The organism is Sphingobium sp. TB-6, assembly GCF_012927365.1.
Classification (GTDB): Bacteria; Pseudomonadota; Alphaproteobacteria; order Sphingomonadales; family Sphingomonadaceae; genus Sphingobium.
On record NZ_JABBGL010000025.1, the window covers coordinates 36424 to 56795 of the forward strand.

At 62.2% G+C, this 20372-nt stretch carries 19 protein-coding genes, 1 tRNA gene and 1 pseudogene; 12 read left to right on the plus strand and 9 right to left on the minus strand.

Going from position 1 to position 20372, the window contains the following annotated elements:
* Positions 1-55: 55 nt before the first annotated feature.
* From HHL26_RS21715 to HHL26_RS21725, 3 genes are all read right to left on the minus strand, one after another.
* Positions 56-1186, minus strand: a complete 1131-nt coding sequence (locus tag HHL26_RS21715) for an ATP phosphoribosyltransferase regulatory subunit (protein WP_066552979.1) — start codon at positions 1184-1186, stop codon at positions 56-58.
* Between the two features lie 65 nt (positions 1187-1251).
* Positions 1252-2832: a phosphoglycerate dehydrogenase gene (gene serA / locus HHL26_RS21720; RefSeq protein WP_066552981.1), complete on the minus strand. Its 1581-nt coding sequence runs from the start codon at positions 2830-2832 to the stop codon at positions 1252-1254.
* Positions 2833-2971: 139 nt separating this feature from the next.
* Positions 2972-4132, minus strand: coding sequence for a phosphoserine transaminase (locus tag HHL26_RS21725; protein WP_066552983.1), 1161 nt, complete (start codon positions 4130-4132; stop codon positions 2972-2974).
* Positions 4133-4292: 160 nt separating this feature from the next.
* Here HHL26_RS21725 and HHL26_RS21730 point away from each other — a divergent pair, with 160 nt between their 5' ends.
* From HHL26_RS21730 to HHL26_RS21755, 6 genes are all read left to right on the plus strand, one after another.
* A complete protein-coding gene (locus HHL26_RS21730; protein WP_066552985.1) occupies positions 4293-4988 on the plus strand; it encodes an extensin family protein in 696 nt (231 codons plus the stop codon).
* Positions 4989-5063: 75 nt separating this feature from the next.
* Positions 5064-5939: an LOG family protein gene (locus tag HHL26_RS21735; protein ID WP_066552987.1), complete on the plus strand. Its 876-nt coding sequence runs from the start codon at positions 5064-5066 to the stop codon at positions 5937-5939.
* Between the two features lie 76 nt (positions 5940-6015).
* The gene (locus tag HHL26_RS21740; RefSeq protein WP_066552989.1) at positions 6016-6687 is read left to right on the plus strand and encodes a pyrimidine 5'-nucleotidase; all 672 of its coding nucleotides are present in this window, start codon (positions 6016-6018) and stop codon (positions 6685-6687) included.
* The gene (gene dapD, locus HHL26_RS21745; RefSeq protein ID WP_066552991.1) at positions 6684-7523 is read left to right on the plus strand and encodes a 2,3,4,5-tetrahydropyridine-2,6-dicarboxylate N-succinyltransferase; all 840 of its coding nucleotides are present in this window, start codon (positions 6684-6686) and stop codon (positions 7521-7523) included. Before HHL26_RS21740 ends, dapD begins: the two co-directional genes overlap by 4 nt.
* Positions 7524-7603: 80 nt before the next feature.
* Complete coding sequence (locus HHL26_RS21750) at positions 7604-9472, plus strand: ABC transporter ATP-binding protein/permease (RefSeq protein ID WP_066552995.1); 1869 nt, start codon at positions 7604-7606, stop codon at positions 9470-9472.
* A 233-nt stretch (positions 9473-9705) separates the two neighbouring features.
* Complete coding sequence (locus tag HHL26_RS21755; RefSeq protein WP_066552998.1) at positions 9706-10689, plus strand: TerC family protein; 984 nt, start codon at positions 9706-9708, stop codon at positions 10687-10689.
* Here the strand turns inward: HHL26_RS21755 and HHL26_RS21760 are convergent.
* Together HHL26_RS21760 and HHL26_RS21765 are read right to left on the minus strand one after the other, a co-directional pair.
* Entirely contained in the window at positions 10686-11084 is a 399-nt protein-coding gene (locus HHL26_RS21760) for an acyl-CoA thioesterase (protein WP_066553001.1), read from the minus strand. The genes HHL26_RS21755 and HHL26_RS21760 overlap by 4 nt on opposite strands.
* Positions 11084-13144 carry a S9 family peptidase gene (locus HHL26_RS21765; protein WP_066553003.1) on the minus strand — a complete coding sequence of 687 codons (2061 nt, stop codon included), beginning with the start codon at positions 13142-13144 and terminating at the stop codon, positions 11084-11086. The genes HHL26_RS21760 and HHL26_RS21765 overlap by 1 nt, the downstream gene beginning before the upstream one ends.
* Positions 13145-13237: 93 nt before the next feature.
* Between HHL26_RS21765 and HHL26_RS21770 the strand changes: the two genes are divergently transcribed.
* Positions 13238-15019: an aminopeptidase P family protein gene (locus tag HHL26_RS21770; RefSeq protein ID WP_066553005.1), complete on the plus strand. Its 1782-nt coding sequence runs from the start codon at positions 13238-13240 to the stop codon at positions 15017-15019.
* Between the two features lie 39 nt (positions 15020-15058).
* On the opposite strand, the gene HHL26_RS24550 is transcribed toward HHL26_RS21770, so the two are convergent.
* Positions 15059-15193 (minus strand): hypothetical protein, encoded by a 135-nt coding sequence (locus HHL26_RS24550; RefSeq protein ID WP_254911417.1) that lies wholly within the window; start codon positions 15191-15193, stop codon positions 15059-15061.
* A 113-nt stretch (positions 15194-15306) separates the two neighbouring features.
* Here HHL26_RS24550 and HHL26_RS21775 point away from each other — a divergent pair.
* The 3 genes from HHL26_RS21775 (at position 15307) to HHL26_RS21785 (ending at position 16056) form a co-directional block, all read left to right on the plus strand.
* Positions 15307-15381, plus strand: a tRNA-Thr gene (locus HHL26_RS21775).
* 212 nt (positions 15382-15593) lie between these two features.
* Positions 15594-15746, plus strand: coding sequence for a type II toxin-antitoxin system RelE/ParE family toxin (locus HHL26_RS21780; protein ID WP_240962545.1), 153 nt, complete (start codon positions 15594-15596; stop codon positions 15744-15746).
* On the plus strand, positions 15730-16056 hold the full coding sequence (locus HHL26_RS21785; RefSeq protein WP_066553008.1) for a DNA-binding transcriptional regulator: 327 nt from the start codon (positions 15730-15732) through the stop codon (positions 16054-16056). The genes HHL26_RS21780 and HHL26_RS21785 overlap by 17 nt, the downstream gene beginning before the upstream one ends.
* A gap of 167 nt (positions 16057-16223) precedes the next feature.
* Here the strand turns inward: HHL26_RS21785 and HHL26_RS21790 are convergent, their stop codons facing one another.
* The 3 genes from HHL26_RS21790 to HHL26_RS21800 all read right to left on the minus strand — a co-directional run bounded on the left by HHL26_RS21790 (position 16224) and on the right by HHL26_RS21800 (position 18680).
* Entirely contained in the window at positions 16224-16562 is a 339-nt protein-coding gene (locus HHL26_RS21790) for a hypothetical protein (RefSeq protein ID WP_066553009.1), read from the minus strand.
* Positions 16563-16729: 167 nt separating this feature from the next.
* Positions 16730-17650 (minus strand): class I mannose-6-phosphate isomerase, encoded by a 921-nt coding sequence (locus HHL26_RS21795; RefSeq protein ID WP_169576702.1) that lies wholly within the window; start codon positions 17648-17650, stop codon positions 16730-16732.
* A gap of 200 nt (positions 17651-17850) precedes the next feature.
* A protein-coding gene (locus HHL26_RS21800; RefSeq protein ID WP_169576703.1) for an IS5 family transposase occupies positions 17851-18680 on the minus strand; the annotation gives its coding sequence in 2 pieces (ribosomal slippage) (positions 17851-18026 and positions 18026-18680; 831 coding nt in all).
* Between the two features lie 268 nt (positions 18681-18948).
* On the opposite strand from HHL26_RS21800, the gene HHL26_RS21805 reads away from it, so the two are divergent.
* Together HHL26_RS21805 and HHL26_RS24370 are read left to right on the plus strand one after the other, a co-directional pair.
* Positions 18949-20031, plus strand: coding sequence for a mannose-1-phosphate guanylyltransferase/mannose-6-phosphate isomerase (locus HHL26_RS21805; protein WP_169576704.1), 1083 nt, complete (start codon positions 18949-18951; stop codon positions 20029-20031).
* 59 nt (positions 20032-20090) lie between these two features.
* Positions 20091-20249: pseudogene (locus tag HHL26_RS24370) on the plus strand (phosphomannomutase); the annotation flags it as partial.
* Between the last annotated feature and the right edge of the window lie 123 nt (positions 20250-20372).

Consider the following 20372-nt stretch of genomic DNA (forward strand, 5'->3'; position numbering starts at 1 on the left):
GGCGTGTCGCCCTGTTGCGGGCCGCGCCTACCCGCGCTGCCCCGGTGAAGTCAAGTCAGTAGGCGCGCGGGCGGTCGCCTTCGAGCCAATGGGTGCAGCGCAGCGCCTCGCCATTCTCCTGCGGGGTGAGCGCCGCGATCGTCTGCCAGCCTTCCGCCCGCAATTGGGCGGCGCGAGCGGGATCATGGTGCAACGGCAGGAACAGGCGCTTGGGAGCCTCCCCGCCGAAGCCCGCGTCGATCAGCGGCTCGGGATAGAGCGAGAAGCCCATGGCCGGTTCCTCCGAGCCGTCGGCGCGGGTGATGGCATAGCTGCCGCCCCGGCCGATCTCTCCGGTGAAGCCTTCCGCGAAGATCGAGAAGCCGAACCAGTTCTGATATTCGAAGCCATGGCGCTCGGTCGGGTCGAGCGTCAGGGTGACGTCCCAGCCGATCGGCTTGGCGATGGCGCGCAGGCCCGCGATACGACTGTCGATGGCGCCGCCGAGTTGGGCGTTGAACGTTTCGAGCCGCTCCATCGCGGCGTGGAAGGGACCGGTCGCCTCGATCAGCGGGAAATAGGCGGCGGCGGCCGGGCTGATCGCCACGAGCGCGCCGGCATCCTTGGCGTCGAGTTCGGCGCGGACGGCCTCGATCTCTTCCGGCGCCAAAGGCAGCGGGCCAGCAGCGAGGGCGTCGATCAGGTCGGGCAGGGTGAAATCGATGGTGATGCCGGTGACGCTGGCCGCCTGCAGCGATTCGATGGCGACATTGACGATTTCCACGGCCGCGGCGACGCTGTCGCTGCCGATCAGTTCGGCGCCGACCTGGAGCCGTTCGCGTTCGGGGCGGAGCTGATTCGCGCGCAGGCGGATGACCGGACCGGCATAGGACAGGCGCAGCGGGCGCGGGGCACTCGCCAAACGGGTGGCGGCGATGCGGCCGACCTGCGCGGTCATGTCGGGGCGGAGCGCCAGGCTGCGCTGGGAAACGGGATCGATGGCACGGACCAGATCCTCCGCCCGCATCGATTTCAGACGGCTGACCAGCGTATCCTCAAACTCCGCGAGCGGTGGCATGACCCGTTCATAGCCATGAGCGGCGACGGTATCGAGCACGCGGCGGACAAGGCGCGCGGACGCCTCCGCCTCTGGCGGCAGGCGGTCGGAGAGCCCTTCGGGAAGGAGGCCGGGCGGGATCGTAGTCATGGGCTGGCCCTTTAGCGGATTATACGCAATAGGCCAGCCCGAACCATCTTCAAGCCCTGACCCAATTAGGCGAAGCGCAACAGCTTCACCGTCTTGACGCCCGCCAGCTTGCAGATGCCGGCAAGAACGGTTTCGGTCACGGCGCCGTCGACCGACAGCAGCAACACGGCTTCGCCGCCCTGATTGCGGCGGCCGAGGTGGAAGGTGCCGATATTGACGTTCGCCTCGCCCAGCGTAGAACCCAGGCGGCCGATGAAGCCCGGCGCGTCCTGATTGACGATGTAGAGCATGTCACCGGCGAGGTCGGCTTCGACCTTGATGCCGAACAGCTCGACCAGGCGCGGCTGCGAATGGCCGAAGAGGGTGCCTGCAACCGATTTGTCGCCGCTTTCTGTCTTCACCGTGACGCGAACGAGGGTCTGATAGTCACCCTCGCGGTCATGGCGCACTTCGCGCACGTCAAGGCCGCGCTCCTTTGCCAGGAAGGGCGCGTTGACCATGTTCACCGTGTCGGAATAGACGCGCATCAGACCGGCCAGCACCGCAGCGGTGATCGGCTTCTGGTTGAGTTCGGCTGCATGGCCCTCGACCTCGACCGCGACGCTCTGGATGCGGTCGCCCTCAAGCTGGCCGACAAGGCTGCCCAGTTCTTCCGCCAGCGCCATATAGGGCTTGAGCTTCGGGGCTTCCTCAGCGGACAGGCTCGGCACGTTCAGCGCATTGGTGATGCCGCCGTCGAGCAGATAGTCGCTCAGCTGCTCGGCCACCTGAAGCGCGACATTGACCTGCGCCTCGTCGGTCGATGCGCCCAGATGCGGGGTGCAGATGAAGCCGGGCGTGCCGAACAGCGGCGATTCCTTCGCCGGTTCCTGCACGAACACGTCGAGCGCGGCGCCCGCCACATGGCCCGCATCCATCGCTTCCTTGAGCGCGGCTTCGTCGATCAGGCCGCCACGGGCGCAGTTGACGATGCGCACGCCCTTCTTGGTCTTGGCGAGGTTTTCCTTGCTCAGGATGTTGCGGGTCTGGTCGGTCAGCGGCGTGTGCAGCGTGATGAAGTCGGCCTTCGCCAGCAGCGTGTCGAGATCGGCCTTTTCCACGCCCATTTCCACGGCGCGTTCCGGGGTCAGGAAGGGGTCGAAGGCGACGACCTTCATCTTGAGGCCGAGGGCACGGCTGGCGACGATCGAGCCGATATTGCCCGCGCCGATCAGGCCCAGCGTCTTGCCGGTGACTTCCACGCCCATGAAGCCGTTCTTCGGCCAGAGACCTTGTTGAGTCTGGGCGTTGGCCTCCGGCAGCTGGCGGGCCAGCGCGAACATCAGCGCAATGGCATGTTCGGCGGTGGTGATCGAGTTGCCGAACGGGGTGTTCATGACGATCACGCCCTTGGACGAGGCGGCTGGGATATCGACATTGTCGACGCCGATGCCGGCGCGGCCGATGACCTTCAGGTTGGTCGCGTGGTCGAGAATGTCTTTGGTGACCTTGGTCGAGCTGCGGATGGCGAGGCCGTCATAGTCGCCAATGATCGCCTTCAGCTCTTCGGGCGTCTTGCCGGTGATTTCGTCGACTTCCACGCCGCGTTCACGGAAGATCGCGGCGGCGCGGGGGTCCATTTTATCGCTGATGAGTACCTTGGGCATGGAAATGCTCCTTCGTTCCTATGAACCCGTCACCCCCGCGAAGGCGGGGGTCCATCTCCCATCAGTTGCATCAAGCGGGACGGTTGGGAGATGGATTCCCGCCTGCGCGGGAATGACGGTAGTATTTGGGGTGAAGTTGTTAAGCAGCCTTGGCCGTCGCATAGGCCCAGTCGAGCCACGGACCGAGCGCCTCGATATCGGCAGTCTCGACCGTGGCGCCGCACCAGATGCGCAGGCCCGCCGGAGCGTCGCGATAACCCGCGACGTCATAAGCGGCGCCTTCCTTCTCCAAGAGTCCTGCGAAGGTCTTGATGAAGGCCTCGTCCGCACCCTCGACGGTCAGGCAGACGCTGGTGGTCGAACGCGACGCTTCGTCGGCGGCGAGATGGCCGAGCCAATCGCGTTCCTCTACGATCTTGTTCAGCGCCGCCGCATTGGCGTTGCTGCGCGCGATCAGGCCCGCGGAACCGCCCAGCGACTTGCCCCATTCCAGCGCGAAGATCGCATCTTCGACCGCCAGCATCGAGGGGGTGTTGATCGTCTCGCCCTTGAACACGCCCTCGGCCAGCTTGCCCTTCGAGACAAGGCGGAAGACCTTCGGCAGCGGCCAGGCGGGGGTGTAGTTTTCCAGACGCTCGACCGCGCGGGGACCGAGGATAAGCACGCCATGGCCGCCCTCGCCGCCCAGCACCTTCTGCCAGGAGAAGGTGGCGACGTCGATCTTGGCCCAGTCGATGTCATAGGCGAACACCGCGCTGGTGGCGTCCGCGAAGGCCAGTCCCTCGCGGTCGGCGGGAATCCAGTCGGCGTTCGGCACGCGCACGCCCGAAGTGGTGCCGTTCCAGGTGAACAGCACGTCGTTTGAGAAATCGACCTGCGTCAGATCGGGCAACTGGCCGTAATCGGCGCGGATGATCGTCGGATCGAGCTTGAGCTGCTTGGCGGCGTCCGTCACCCAGCCCTCGCCAAAGCTTTCCCAGGCCAGCGTCGTCACCGGGCGGGCGCCCAGCATGGTCCACATCGCCATTTCAAAGGCGCCGGTGTCGGAGCCGGGGACGATGCCGATGCGATGGGTTTGGGGCAGGTTCAGCAGCTCGCGCATCAGGTCGATGCAGTAAGCGAGGCGGGTCTTGCCGATCTTGGCGCGGTGCGAGCGGCCGAGGGAGTCAGCGCTCAGCTTGTCGGCGCTCCAGCCCGGAGGCTTGGCGCAGGGACCGGAAGAGAAATAGGGGCGAGCCGGCTTGGTTGCGGGTTTGGCGGCAGGCGCAATGGTGGCGTCTGCAGCAATCATATCAGTCATGTACGCTTCTCCTTGCAGAGAGCTCGCGCGGCGTTGGGACCGCGTGGCCCGCTGGCCGCCCTAAAGTCTCCGGCCAAAGAGTCAAGTTGAATGTCTGCACGCGATGAACCGAGTCGGCCGTTAACCCTTGAGCCAGCCGGACGTGGTAAATGCTTGAGCCATGTTCGAGCGGGTTAGGGGGAAAGCGGTCCTTCGCGGCATGGGCTTTGCAGGCCTGGCGACGGTTGCGCTGACGCTGGCAAGCTGTGGCGGCGACCTGGTGCCGCGCGGGCGTGTCGAGCGCCCGTCCAAGCCGGTCAGGACCGCCCGCCCGGCCGCGCCGCCGACGATGGAGTTGCGCCAGTGCATGGCGAAGCTGAACTCGCAATCGATCCTGTTCACGCCGCTGCCCGACCAGAATTTCGGCGGCGGATGCAACGCGATGGGTAGCGTCAAGCTGATCGACATCGGCGTGCCGGCGACCAATTTGGGGGCAATGACCTGTGGCCTCGCCGCCAATTTCGCGGCCTGGGCGCGTTTCGGCGTGCAACCCGCCGCACGACTGATCCTGGGGGCGGAGGTCGAGCGGATCGAGACCTTCGGCACCTATAATTGCCGGCCGATCGCGGGCAGCGGGAAGCTTTCCGAACATGCGCACAGCAATGCGGTCGACGTGTCGGGCTTCCTGCTGAGCGATGGACGGCATATCACCATCCAGAATGACTGGAACGGCGACAAGCGCGTCCGCCAGTTTCTGGAGATCATCCATGCCAGCGCCTGCAAGCGGTTCCGCACGGTGCTGAGTCCCGATTATAACGCGGCCCATCACGATCATTTTCATTTCGACATGGGCGGCCGCGGCGGCTTTTGCCGTTGAGCGTGAACAGGAAAGCGGCGGCTTTTGCCGATAAGCACCTTGGCTTTGTCGCCTTGGCCGCTTACCTTGACGGAAATGACCAGAAAAGAAATCGAAGAACGCAAATTCCGCCCCGCCCGTCAGGAAGCCGCCGACGCCCGCAAGGGGGTGGAAACACCGCAAACCAGCAGCACCGCCTATCGCTTGGCCTTTCAGGATACCGAATTCCTGTTGCGGGAGGATTTGCGGCCGGTGCGGTTCCAGCTCGAATTGCTCAAGCCGCAATTGCTGATGGACGAGGCGAAGATCGAATCGACTTTCGTCTTCTACGGCTCGGCCCGCATTCCCGAACCCGATCAGGTGCAGGCGCGGATCGATGCCGCCATCACGCCGGAACAGAAGCGCATTGCCGAAAATCTGGGCAGGAAGGCGCGCTATTATGATGAAGCGCGCAAGCTGGCGCAGATTGCGGCGCAATATCCGGTGAATGAGGCGGGATGCCGCCATTTTGTGGTTTGCTCGGGCGGTGGCCCTTCGATCATGGAAGCGGCCAATCGCGGCGCGGCCGATGTCGGCCAGACCACCATCGGCATGAATATCGTGCTGCCGCATGAGCAGGCACCCAACCGTTTCGTGACGCCGGAACTCAGCTTCCAGTTCCACTATTTCGCGCTGCGCAAGATGCATTTCCTATTGCGCGCGCGGGCGCTGGCGGTGTTTCCGGGCGGCTTCGGCACGTTCGACGAGATGTTCGAACTGCTGACCCTGATCCAGACCGGCAAGATGAAGCCGATCCCGGTGCTGCTGTTCGGCAAGGATTTCTGGTCGCGGGTGGTGGATTTCGAGGCGCTGGCGGACGAAGGGGTGATCTCGCCGTCCGACCTCAACCTGCTGACCTGGGTGGAGACAGCAGAGGATGCCTGGGAGGCGGTGCAGACCTTCTATCAGGACAGCGAAACGCCGGGTTGCTGAAACTTATCCTCGCCGCATCGGGGAGCGGCTTCAAGCAATCCTTGCCCTCCCCGTCGCACAGGACTAGGGCGCGGCCATGCGCGCCGATCTCGCCCATGTCGACACCTGGATCTTCGATCTGGACAATACGCTCTACCCGGCGAAGGCGGACCTGTTCGCGCTGATCGACGTGAAGATGGGCGAGTTCATCCAGGGTCTGCTCGGCTGCGATCCGGTCATCGCGAAACAGACGCAGAAACGCTATTTCCTGGAGCATGGCACGACCCTTTCCGGCCTGATGCACCATCACGGCATCGAGCCGCGCGAATTTCTCGACTATGTGCATGACATTTCGATGGACCGGCTGGAGGTCGACGAGGCGCTCAACGCCCATATCGCCGCGCTGCCGGGGCGGCGGCTGATCTTCACCAATGGCGACGCCGCCTATGCCACGCGGGTGCTGGACAAGCTGGGCCTGACCGGCGCGTTCGAACTGATCCACGACATCCACGCCTGCCAATATGTGCCCAAGCCCGACCCGTCAGGCTATGCGGAGCTGTGCCGCGTGCACAAGGTCGATGCCGCCCGCGCCGCCTTTTTCGAGGATATGGCGCGCAACCTCAAGCCCGCCAAGGCGATCGGCATGACCACCATCTGGGTCAATAACGGCTCGGAAGCGGGCGACCATGGCCATCATCCCGATTTCATCGATTTCGAAACCGACCATCTGACGCCGTTTCTGGCGGATATTTTTGGGGAACAACCATGAGCAACGAACTGATCGCGACCATCGACGCCGCCTGGGAGGACCGGGCCAATGTGAACCTGTCGACGCAGGGGGCCGTGCGCCAGGCGGTCGACAAGGCGCTGGCGATGCTGGACAGCGGCGAGGCGCGGGTGGCCGAACCGACCGCGGAGGGCTGGCAGGTCAACCAGTGGCTGAAGAAGGCGGTGCTGCTCTCCTTCCGACTCAACGACAATGCGATGATCGACAATGGTCCGGGCGCCGGCCATTGGTGGGACAAGGTGCCCAGCAAGTTCGCCGGCTGGGACGAAGCGGCCTTCCGCGCCGCCGGGTTCCGCGCCGTGCCCGGCAGCTTCGCCCGCGCGGGTGCGCATATCGCGAAAAACGTCGTGCTGATGCCGAGCTTCGTCAACATCGGCGCTTTCGTGGATGAAGGCACGATGGTCGACACCTGGGTGACGGTGGGAAGCTGCGCGCAGATCGGCAAGAACGTTCATCTGTCGGGCGGCGTCGGCATCGGCGGCGTGCTGGAGCCGCTCCAGGCCGATCCGGTGATCATCGAGGATGACTGCTTCATCGGCGCCCGCTCCGAAGTCGTGGAGGGCGTGCGCATCGGCAAGGGTTCGGTGCTGTCGATGGGGGTCTATATCAGCCAGTCGACGAAGATCATCGACCGCACCACCGGCGAAGTCTTCCTGGGTGAAGTGCCGCCCTATTCGGTGGTCGTGCCCGGCTCGCTGCCCGGCAAGCCGCTGCCCGACGGTACGCCGGGGCCGAGCCTCTATTGCGCGGTGATCGTGAAGCGGGTCGATGCGCAGACGCGGTCGAAGACCGGGATCAACGAACTGCTGCGGGACTAAGTGCGATGTGCTCCTGCTTTCGCAGGAGCACATTGTTCTGTGACTGGATAGAGGCGGCAGGAAGCCCTACATAGGCTCCTATGCCGCCATCCACGCCTGACAATTCGCCTCTTCCGCCCGTCTGGGCGACGATGCGGCGCTTCTTTCCCTATCTCTGGCCCGCCGACGCTCCAGCGCTGCGGCGACGGGTCGCAATTGCCATGGCTCTTGTGCTGGTGGCGAAGATCGTCAGCCTGGCCATGCCCTTCGCCTATAAGGGCGCCATCGACCGCATGGCGCCGGGGATGGAGTCCGGCGCAAGCCTCGCCATCGCGCTGGTCGTCGCCTATGCGGGCGCGCGTTTCGGCAGCGTGCTGTTCGACAATCTGCGCAACGCCATTTTCGAACGCGTTGGGCAGGAAGCCGGGCGGCGGCTGGCCGATGACGTGTTCGTCCATCTGCACCGGCTGTCGTTGCGCTTCCATCTCGACCGGCGCACCGGCGCCGTCACCAAGATCGTCGAGCGCGGCACGAAGAGCATCGACACGATGCTCTATTTCCTGCTGTTCAACATCGCGCCGACGGTGCTGGAACTGGCGGCGGTCTGCGTCATCTTCTTCGTGAAATTCGGTCCCGGACTGGTCGCGGCGACATTGGTGATGGTGGCGCTCTATATCTGGTTCACCCGCGCGATCACCGAATGGCGCAACCAGCTCCGCCGCGACATGGTGGACATGGACACAAGCGCCGTCGCCCATGCCGTCGACAGCCTGCTCAATTTCGAGACGGTCAAATATTTCGGCGCCGAGGACCGCGAGGCGGCCCGCTACAGCAAGGCGATGCGGCGCTATGCCGATGCGGCGGTCAAGTCGGAGAACAGCCTCGCCTGGCTCAATATCGGCCAGTCGCTGATCACCAATCTGATGATGGCGGGCGCCATGGGCTATACCGTCTGGGGCTGGAGCCGGGGGCAATTCTCGACCGGCGATGTGGTGCTGGTGAACACGCTGCTCGCCCAGCTTTTCCGGCCGCTCGACCTGCTGGGCATGGTCTATCGGACGATCCGGCAGGGGTTGATCGACATGGAGGCGATGTACAAGCTGATCGATACCGAAACGGAGATCAGCGATGCGCACGGCGCGCCGATGCTGCAAACCCATGCGGGCGAAGTGTGCTTCGACCATGTGCATTTCAGCTATGATCCGGAGCGCGAGATTTTGCATGGGGTGAGCTTCACCGTACCGGCGGGCAAGACCCTCGCCATTGTCGGGCCTTCGGGCGCGGGCAAGTCGACCATCGCGCGGCTGCTGTTCCGCTTCTACGACATTCAGGGCGGGCGCATCCTGATCGACGGGCAGGATATAGCCGGGGTGACGCAGCAATCCCTGCGCGCCGCCATCGGCATCGTGCCGCAGGACATGGTGCTGTTCAACGACACGGTCGGCTATAATATCGGCTATGGGCGCGAGGGCGCGACGCAGGCGGAGATCGAGGCGGCGGCCAGGGCGGCTTCGATCCACGATTTCATCATGGGGCTGCCGCAAGGCTATGCCACGCGGGTGGGCGAGCGCGGGCTGAAACTATCCGGCGGCGAGAAGCAGCGGGTGGCGATTGCGCGGACGCTGTTGAAAGACCCGCCGGTGCTGGTGCTGGACGAGGCGACCAGCGCGCTCGACAGCCGAACAGAAACGGAAATCCAGGACGTGCTGCGCAGCATATCGCGCAAGCGGACGACCTTGATCGTCGCGCATCGGCTGTCCACCGTTGTGGATGCGGATGAAATCATCGTGCTGGAGCAGGGCCGGATCGTCGAGCGCGGGCGGCATGGCGATCTCGTGCGGGCCGATGGTCTCTACGCCGCCATGTGGGCGCGACAGGCGACCGAGCGAGACGATATGCCGGTCGAGCCGGGGATCGAGCCGAAGATCGAAGACCTGTTCGAGGTGGTCGTGCCGGGCGGCAGGGGCTGACCTCTCCAAATCCTTCCCACGCTTTGCATAGGGAGGATTTGATTTCGGGGGCTCTCTCGCTTATTCTCTCCCTCGCGGACCGGGCCCCTCTGGCGCGCTGATGTTGAAACAGCGCGTGATGTCGGACCGCATCGGACATTCCGATGCGCATGACGGCTTGGCTCTCACCACCCCCAACCATCGCAGCGGATTCTCCGATCAACCTTTGTTGTTGAACGAGAGGAGCATATCCCATGGAATTTCTCTTCATGGACTGGCTGGGGACGCCCGCCTGGTTCTGGCTGGCCTTTTTCGCCATCGTCGCGGCGCTGACGGCCTTCGACCTCGGTTTCCTGCACAAGGAGAATAAGGAAATCGGCATCAGGGAGAGCCTGAAGCTTTCCGTCTTCTACATCAGCATCGCCATGGCTTTTGGCGGCTGGGTCTGGTTCGTGCGCGGGCCGGAGCCGGGAATGCAATATTTTACCGGCTTCTTCATCGAAAAGGCGCTGTCGATCGACAATGTCTTCGTCATCAGCCTGATCTTCACCTATTTCGCCATTCCGGCCAAATATCAGTATCGGGCGCTGCTCTGGGGCATCATCGGCGTGATCGTGCTGCGCGGCCTGATGATCGCGGGCGGGGCGATGCTGCTGCATCAGGCCTATTGGGTGCTGTACCTGTTCGCCGCCTTCCTGATCTTCACCGGCATCAAGATGATGTTCAGCGGCGATGAGCCGATGGATGTCGGCAAGAATCCCGCGATCCGCTTTATTTCAAAGCATATGCGGGTGACGCCGGAGCTGCATGGCGAGCATTTCCTGGCGCGCATGGCTGATCCGAAGACGGGCAAGGTGGTGACGGCGGCGACGCCGCTGCTGCTGGCGCTGGTGGTGATCAACTTTGCCGACCTGATATTCGCGGTGGACAGCGTGCCCGCGATCTTCGCGATCACGACCGATACCTTCATCGTCTATACGTCGAACGTGATGGCGATATTGGGCCTGCGGGCGCTTTATTTCGCGCTGGCGGCGATGGTGCATCGCTTCCACTATCTGAAATATGCGCTGGCCGCGATCCTGGTGCTCATTGGCGCCAAGATATTCGTGGCGGACTTCCTGCTGGATGAAGGGAAATTCCCGCCCGCGCTGAGCCTGGGCGTGACCTTCGCGCTGATCGGCGCAGGTGTGGGCTGGTCGCTGTGGAAGACGAGGGCGGAGGAGCGGCGGCTCGCCTAGCCCTCGATAAAGCGGGCCGCGACCTCTGGCGGAACCCGGAGAATGCGGCCCGTTTCCTTGTCGATGATCGCCCAGGTGGACTTGGCCGACACCTTCACCTTGCCGTCCGGGCCGGTGAATTCCATGTGACGGTCGAAGCGCGCACCGCGCGGACCTTGCGGAATCCAGGTCCGGACAGAAACGGTTTCGCCCTGCTGCACATTGCCGCGATAGTCGATCTCATGCCGGGTCACGACCCAGACATAGGCATCGAGATGCGCCGGATCGGCATCGCGGGTCCAATGCTCGGTCGCGACCTGCTCCATCCACTGGACCCAGACGGCGTTGTTCACATGACCCAGAACGTCGATATGCTCGGGGCCTGCGGTGATCCGGGTGGTATAGGTGGAGGACATCAGTCCGCGACGCCCAGTTGCCAAAGGATGAAAGCGAATTCCTCTGCCGTTTCGTGGAGGCTTTCGAAACGGCCCGACTTGCCGCCATGGCCCGCGCCCATATTGGTCTTGAGGATCAGGATATTGTCGTCCGTCTTCGTGGCGCGCAAACGGGCGACCCATTTGGCGGGTTCCCAATAGGTCACGCGGGGGTCGTTGAGGCCGGCCGTGACCATCAGCGGCGGATAGCCTTGCGCGCTCACATTGCTGTAGGGATCGTAGGAGAGGATCGTCTCGAACGCGGCCTTGTCCTCGATCGGGTTGCCCCATTCGGGCCATTCGCCCGGCGTCAACGGCAGCGTCTCGTCCAGCATGGTGTTCAGCACGTCCACGAAAGGCACATGCGCCACCACCGCGCCCCAGAGATCGGGATTGCTGTTGACGACCGCACCCATCAGCTCGCCGCCCGCCGATCCGCCGGAAATGCCGATTTTGCCCTTAGAGGTGTAGCCCAAGTCGATCAGACTCTTCGCCACATCCACAAAATCGGTGAAAGTGTTGATCCGCTTGTCGAGCTTGCCATCCAGATACCATTGCTGGCCGAGATCATCGCCGCCGCGAATATGCGCAAGGGCGAAGGCGAAACCGCGGTCCAGCAGCGAAAGCCGGCTGGTGGAGAAGCCCGGCTCCATCGCGATGCCATAAGCGCCATAGCCGTAAAGACTGAGCGGCGCGCTGCCATCGCGGGGGAGGTCTTTGGGATAGACGATCGACACCGGGATTGGCGTGCCGTCGCGGGCCGGGATCATCAGCCGCTCGGTAGCGTAGCGGGTCGCGTCATAGCCTGATGGAATTTCCTGCACCTTCAGGACTTCGAGTTCACCCGTCGCCAAATCATAGTCATAGATCGTGTCCGGCGTGACCATCGATTCATAGCCGATGCGCAGCTTGGTCACGTCATATTCGGGATTATCGTCCAGCGAGGCCGAATAGCTGGCCTCCGGGAAGGGAATGCGCTTGGGGCTATGGGTGGCATAGTCGCGCAACTCGATCTGGTCGAGGCCGTCCTGCCGCCCTTCGGTGACGTAAAAGCCTTTGAACAGCGTGAAATCGGTCAGGTAGAAATGCGGGTCCGACGCGATCACCTCTTCCCACTGGTCGGGCGTTTCCAGCGTCGCCCTCACCAGCCGGAAATTGGGATGGGTGTCGTTGGTGCGGATGTAGAGCGTGCCCTCATGCTCATCGACCTCATATTCCCGGCCGGGCTGACGCGGGGCGACGAGCAGTGGTTTCGCGGTGGGATTGTCGGCGGGGAGCAGCCAGGCTTCGGTGGTCACATGGTCCCCGGTCGCGATCACGATCCACTTTTCCGAGGAGGTGAGGCCGACCGAGACGCGGAAGCCTTCATCATCCTCATGGAACAGCTCGATGTCGCTTTCCACGCCCTGACCCAGCCAATGGAGGCGGGCATTGTCGGTGCGCCACTGCTCATTGGCGATACCGTAGAGCAGACCCTTGCTGTCGCTCGTCCACACCAGCGAGGACAGGGTGTCAGGGATGATCTCAGGCAGAAGTTCGCCGGTAAAGAGGTCCTTGATCCGCGCCTCGAACCGCTCCGAGCCATTATTGTCGATGGCATAAGCGAGGTAACGCCCGTCCGGGCTGACCGACATGGCGCCGAGGCGGAAATATTCATGCCCCTCCGCCAGAGCGGGTTCATCGAGGATGAGCTGATCCTCCCCCCCGGCGACGGGCTTGCGATACCATTTGCGATATTGCGCGCCGATCTCGAAAGCACGCCAGTAGATATAGTCGCCGTCCTTCTGCGGGACCGAGCTGTCATCTTCCTTGATGCGGCCCTTCATCTCCTCGAACAGCGCGTCAGTCAGCGCCTTGTGCGGTTGCATCGCGGCTTCGAAAAAGGCGTTCTCTTCCTCCAGATAGGACAGCACCGCCTTGTCCTTCACCTCCGGATAGCCGGGATCGCGCAGCCAGGCATAGGGATCCTCCACCGTGATGCCGTGATGGGAGAAGCTGTGCGGGCGGCGGTCGGCGGTGGGGGCTTTGGGGGAAGCGGTCATTCACTATCCTGATCTGGCGAAACGATATTGGTCTGCTTATGTTGGCGGCCATAGGCCCTGTGCAAGAGGGGCGACAAGTCCAAGGGAAATTTGATGTCTACGCATGAAGACCGGCTGAAAGCCCTCCGCGCCCAACTGGTGCGCGATAAATTGGATGGCTTTGTCGTGCCGCTGACCGATGAGTATATGAGCGAATATGTCGGCGCCTATGCGCAGCGGCTGGCCTGGTTGACGGGGTTTCAGGGCTCGGCGGGCAGCGCCGTCGTGCTGCCGGAGGAAGCGGCGATCTTCGTCGACGGGCGCTATACGCTCCAGGTGCGCGAGCAGGTGGACGCGGCGCACTGGCAATATGAGAGCGTGCCGCAGACATCCGTGGCGGCCTGGCTGGGCGAGCATGCGCCTGCCGGTGGCCGGATCGGCTATGACCCGTGGCTGCACACGCGCGCCTGGGTGAAGGCGGCGAACGAGGCGCTGGCCGAACGCGGCGCGGCGCTGGTGGCGGTGGACACCAATCCGGTCGATTCGGTGTGGCCGGACCGCCCCGCCCCCAGCGAGGCCAAGCTGGTGGTGCATGACGACCGCTATGCCGGACAGTCGGCGGCGGAGAAGCGGCAGGCGATGGCCGATTGGCTGACCGCGAAACACGCCGATGCGGCGGTGCTGTCGGCGCTCGATTCGCTGGCCTGGACCTTCAACATCCGGGGCAAGGATGTGGAGCGGACGCCGGTGGCGCTCGCCTATGCCATCGTCCATGCCGATGCGACGGCGGACATCTATGTCGCGCCGGAAAAGATCGATGAGACGGTGGTGAAGCATCTCGGCAATGCGGTGCGGGTGCACGACCGGGCCGATTTCGCCGGAGCCTTGGCGGGCTTTGCGGGGAAGACCGTGGCGGCAGACCCCGAGCGTGCGGTGGCGGCGATCTTCGAGGCGCTGGAGGCGGGCGGCGCGACCGTGCTTTCCTTGCGCGATCCTGCGGTGCTGCCCAAGGCGGTCAAGAACCCGGTCGAGATTGCCGGCCATAAGGCGGCGCAGGCGCGGGACGGCGCGGCGTTGAGCCGTTTCCTGCATTGGATCGCGGTCGAGGCGCCCAAGGGCGGCGTCGATGAACTGGGCGCGGCGGCCAGGCTGGAGGCGTTCCGCAAGGAGACCGGGTTGCTGGAGGATCTGTCCTTCGACACCATTTCCGGCGCGGGACCGAACGGCGCCGTGGTGCATTACCGGGTCGAGGAAAAGACGAACCGGCCGATCGAGACCGGCAGCCTCTATCTGGTCGATTCGGGCGGGCAATATCGCGACGGCACCACCGACGTGACGCGCACCATCGCCATCGGCACGCCAACTGAGGAAATGAAGCACCGCTTCACGCTGGTGCTGAAGGGCCATATCGCGCTCGGCCGGGCACAGTTCCCGAGGGGAACGCGGGGCGGCCAGCTCGACGTGCTGGCACGGCAGTATCTTTGGGCTGAGGGGCTGGACTACGCCCATGGCACCGGCCATGGCGTCGGCAGCTTCCTGTCGGTGCATGAAGGTCCGCAGAGGATCGCGACCTTCGGCGGCGGCGACGAGGCGCTCCAGGCGGGCATGATCCTCTCCAACGAGCCGGGTTATTACAAGACAGGCGAATATGGCATCCGCATCGAAAATCTGGTGCTGGTCGAACCGCGCGACGTGCCGGGCGCCGAACGGGAAATGCTGGGGTTCGAGACGCTGACCTTCGCGCCGATCGACCGCAACGCGATTGCCGTGGACTTGCTGACCGGCGAAGAGCGCGCCTGGTTGGATGCCTATCATGCCAAGGTGATCGAGATCGTCGGGCCACAACTGGAGGGCGATGCGCTCAACTGGCTAAAGGCTGCCTGCGCGCCTTTGTAGGCGGCTCATGCGGGAGCACAGCGCCTCCACCGGCCCGGTCTACTCTTTGGCGTCGGTGGAGTTTCGAGGGCTGTCCGCGTCGCGCGATTCGCGTGACTGGGCCTTGCGGCGACGCAGATTGTCCCGCAATGCCTGCGCCAAACGCTCTTTTCGTTCGTCCTGATCGTTTGCCATGGCCCGCCCTTAATCAAATTGCATCTTCCGCCGCAAGCCGCCTTGACATGGGCCGATGAGGCGGCCATAGGCCCGGCTCCGCTGGCGCGATATAGCCAGATGGATGAAATAGTGCTGCCGTAGCTCAGTGGTAGAGCGCATCCTTGGTAAGGCTGAGGTCGTGAGTTCAATCCTCACCGGCAGCACCATTTTTCAATGACATAGCGATCCATTCCTTCTCCAGAAGGCGCCCTGGGCGCAATTCGGATAATGACTGGGACTGTGTTGTTAGGATACAGGTTTCCATCGATCCGTGATGCCGCTCATGCGGAATGGCGCTTGCAAGTTCCCTGGGGCTCGGCACATGCCTTATGCTCGGCATCCCACGCGGACTTTATGATCGGGGCTTGGGCGCGCGCCTATGGTTTCTGCGAAAACGGGGAACATATCGAAAGCCGACGTGGCGCTGTTGCGTGAAGCGGCAACCAAAGCGTTGAAATGGAATGGCGAGGAACGGGACCGGCTGGGGGCGTCGGGAATGCTGGTGGAGATCGAAGATGGCGACGAAGGATAAAGGCTATCGCAGCGAGATCGCAGGCGCGATCCATGAAATGATGAGTGACGCGCACGACGCGGGCGTAGTGTCGCGTGCAACGCTTCGCACTTTTGACGAGGCGCGCCTTGCTCCCGCTCCGACACTCGCGGGCGATGAAATCCGCGCGATCCGCGAGCGCGAGCATGTCTCACAGCCGGTGTTTGCGGACTATCTCAACGTATCGCGCAATCTGGTATCCGATTGGGAGCGCGGCGTGAAGCGCCCCGGTGGCTCCGCCTTGCGTCTGCTGTCCATCATCCAGCGCAAGGGCTTGCAGGCCGTCGCGTAGCTGCCCCGCATCGCTTTTAACCTGATTTTCGACGGGGCGCCCGTTTCTTAAGAAAATGTCGCTACATCACTAGGAGCAAGTTGGTAGGGACATTGATAACCCCGGATTCACCGTGCTGTTATGCGAGAGCCCGGGGGGCGTCCTGGTCGCGATACAGCTCGGCAACGTCACGGAGCGGCAAGTCCCGCTGAGAAGCTGGGAGCTTCGGGTCGCTGCCCGAGGAGCTGGAGCCAGTCAGCCACGGCGGCCTTGAGAGCCTTACAGGGCCGCTCGAAGCCCAGCGCGTCCTCCGGGTTCCGAACAAACCGTTGCGCCTTAAGGAGCTGTTCGGCGCGGTCGATCCACTCCTCCATGATTGCGTCTGTGTCACTCTCGCCTTGCCCGCAGACATAATTCGAGAGCTTCTCCTCCCAGAAGTGGCGCGACGGGATCGCGAAGCCGTCACCACGAGCTTGGAGGGACACTTCGTCGGCGGCGTGCCATTGCTGCACGAACAGCTTGGCCATGCAGCCGATGTTCTCAGATGTTAGCCTATCGATGTGGATCGGCGCCGATGCGTAACCCTGCCCTTGCGCAGCACAACTATCTGAAATAACGTGCGAAATTGAGATAGTGCTGGGGTTCGAACCGGCGCCGATCGGGACCCCGGCGCCGTAGCATTTTTAGTTCACTTTCAGCGGCTTGGCCGAAATCTAAGCGGGTTCCGTCTCCAGGCCGATCCACAAACAGCTCTCCGAAGCACAGTTTCGATGACCTCAACGCTGTGTTGATTAGCGTCTGGTCCGCTAAAGATGGGGCGGGCGATCAGGCCGCTCATCTGTTCGGCAACCGCGAATGCAGCGCCGCCCTCTATCAGCCAGCATTCACCTGGGCGCCAGGCCTGATCATCTATCGTCCCGGAGCCAGCCAGTGGAATGAACCACAGCATTTCTCCTTCCACCTGCCGGAGGGTTTGGGCTGCCCCCTGAATTATATCGAGAGTGAAGGGCGCTCCAGAGACGACCAGTTGTTCTTCTGCTGTCAACGGAATGATCCGGTCGGGCATGGCGTATGGCTCCGCCACGCTGACTTCTATTCCCTGTTCGAGATGCAATTCGCGCGGGCGTCCATAGTCATAGAGCCGGAAAGTCACGTCATTATTTTGCTGAATTTCTACCAACGTCACGCCTCCACCGATGGCGTGCACCGTTCCTGCCGGAATATAGTAAAAGCTGCCGGGTCTTACGGGCTTCCATTCGATCAGCGCTTCGATGCTTCCATCGAGCGCTGCAGCCCGCAACTCCTCGCACGTCAAATCCTGAGTGGTGCCGATACCCAGCTTAGCGTCTGGTGCAGCATCAAGCACATACCAGCATTCGGACTTCCCTCCGGACAGGCCATATTGTTGAGCTTGTTCATCGTTGGGATGGACTTGAACAGACAGGCTTTCGCTGGTGAAAATATATTTGACCAGCAGGGGCAGGCTGGTCTCCTGTTCCGGAGAAAACCATATTTCACCGACACGGCCGGAACCGTCGATTCCCATGTGAGAAGGAATATCGGTTCGGCCCCATGGCTTTTCGACGGCCTGAGCAATAAGGCGGTACGTTGGCATATTTCCCTTTTAATTTCGTTGCCGTTGAAGACTTTTTGCTATGTCTGATTGGTAGCCTTACCCATATTTTTGTTCACTTTGTCCGCTCTGACAACATATAGTTACGCAGCCATGTGGTTTACGTCGATCCTGCTGCTGCAAACATCGTATGTGGTGTGGCTTGGGATGCTTTCTTAGTGTCTGACTCATAAAGAAGTTGTTTAGGCACAAAGGTTTGCGATCCTTCGGGTAATTTGTTGGACGGAGGCCATGAAGAGCCATGCGGTGGCACTTTCGATGGTCCGTTCAAAATCCTTGGCCAGGCGACGATTGCGTCCGAGCCAGGCGAAGGTGCGTTCAACGACCCAACGGCGCGGGATCAGTTCAAAGCCCTTGGAGTATCGGAACGCTTGACGATCTCGATGGTCCACGTGCCTGCGGCCTTGAGCGCAGACCGCAACTTCTTCCCGGCATAGCCACCGTCGGCGAACACATGGCGAAGCCAGGGAAAGGCGTGACGGACAGCTTTGAGCACCTCGGGCGCGCCATCGCGATCCTGCACGTTCGCGCCATGGATCACCGCTCCGACAAGAAAGCCATTGGTGTCGGTGATGATGTGGCGCTTGCGGCCTTTGATCTTCTTGCCCGCATCATATCCTGAAATGCCGCCGCTTTCCGTGGTTTTCACACTCTGCGAGTCGATCACTCCTGCCGTTGGCGAGGCTTCTTTCCCGATGGCCTCGCGCACCGCCATCAGCAGATGCTGGTTCAGCGTTTGCCACAGGCCGCTATCGCGCCAGCGGTAGAAATAGTGCTGCACGGTCGTCATCGGCGGAAAGTCTCCGCGTGGCAGCATCCGCCACGGCAGACCTGCGCGCAGAATGTAGAGCATAGCATCGACGATCTGGCGCAGGCTCCACTTCGGCGGGCGACCTCGCGCCGTACGCACTGGCAGCAGCGGAGCGATCACGCCCCACTCTGTATCCGTCAGGTCACTTGGCAAACGCTCTGCAACTCGGGCATGCTGTGCCCGAGTGGTATCAGTCCACATCGTTGGTCTCATGTTAGGTCTCGCAACCCCATGAATCACAACGGGCTGATATCGCTCAACTTCTTTTTCGGTCAGGCCCTAAGCAAAGCCTGTGATCGCCGGAACCCTCACAGACTTGAACGTCAAATTTCCCGGGCCGGGCAGTAAGCATCGCTCATGGGAAATCACTTGGCAAGCCGATCCTTTCCGCGCATGAAGCTGGCGTTGAGATCGATCCACTTCCGCCGGATCAGTCTCTAAGTAACGGTCCTCCCGGTATAAGCGAGCCATGATCAACAGCCTCACAAGGATCGTCCCGGTTATTCTGTCCGGCGGGTCGGGCACCCGTCTTTGGCCGGTTTCAAAACCTGAGCGTCCGAAGCAACTTCTCCCGTTGACGGCGGACGAGACAATGCTGCAACTCACCATCAAGCGTACCGAGGGATGCAATAGCGCTCCGATAGGAGCGCCAATCCTGGTCGCCAATGCCGCGCATGCCGAGATCATAGACGAGCAACTCCAAATGAGTGGTTTGCAAGATTATCGCGTTCTGCTGGAACCCTTCGGCCGCAATACGGCTCCTGCCATCGCATTAGCTGCGCTCGAGACGCGGGCGGAGGACGCGATGCTGGTGATGCCGAGCGACCATATGATTACAGATTTGCCTGCCTTCCATGAAGCGATCGCTCACGCTCTGCCGCTGGTAGCCGAGGGTTGGCTCATCACTTTTGGTATAACGCCAGACGCTCCCGAAACCGGCTATGGCTATATCAAAATGGGCCAAAGCTGCGGGGAAATGACCCATGAAGTGCTCCGCTTTGTCGAGAAACCTGATGCGGAACGCGCCGGTGCAATGTTGGCCGAAGGCAATCATGCTTGGAATGCTGGAATTTTCATGTTTCGTGCCGACGCCTATCTAGCGGCGCTGGAACGTCATCAGCCAGAAATGTTGACTGCAGTTAAAAATTCCCTGGCAGGGGCAGCACGGGATGGTCGGCATATCTCTCCCGATCCACAGGCTTTCGCGGCCTGCCCATCGGATTCGATCGACTATGCTATTATGGAACGAGAGAAACTCGTGGCATGCGTGCCTGTGAATATGGGCTGGTCTGATGTTGGAAGCTGGGATTCCCTGCACGCCATCAGCGTCAAGGATACCCATGGCAATTCCGTTCGCGGTCAGACCTTGCCCTTGGGTGCTCGCAATTGCCTCGTACATACTGATGGCCCACGTGTGACGCTCGTGGATGTCGATGATCTGATCGTTGTTGTCTCACAAGGCGATGTCATGATCCTGCGGCGTGGTGAATCCCAGAAAGTTCGCAAGGTAACAGAGGTACTTAAGGGTCTGACGCTCAACGTCGCAAACTAACTTAGCCTAATTCCTCCCATCCTTTGCATGACCGCCGATGGCGGGAAAATACGAGGCTTATGACGCAGACTGTCTCGGTTGCCGACCTGATGGCACGATCCGGAGTCGCTTTCGGGACCAGTGGCGCACGCGGTCTGGTGAGTGCCATGACGGACATGGTATGCTTCGCCTACACCTGCGGATTTTTGCAGTATTTAGAGGATATCGGGCAATTCGCTGTCAAACGGCGTTCAAAAGGGACCCCCGATCGGCGTCGAAGAGGGACCCCCTTTTCAGATAATATGATGCTGGTTTGTTGAAGATGGCCTTGCGCTGCGTGCGGCGGAGGGCGGGCGTAGCCC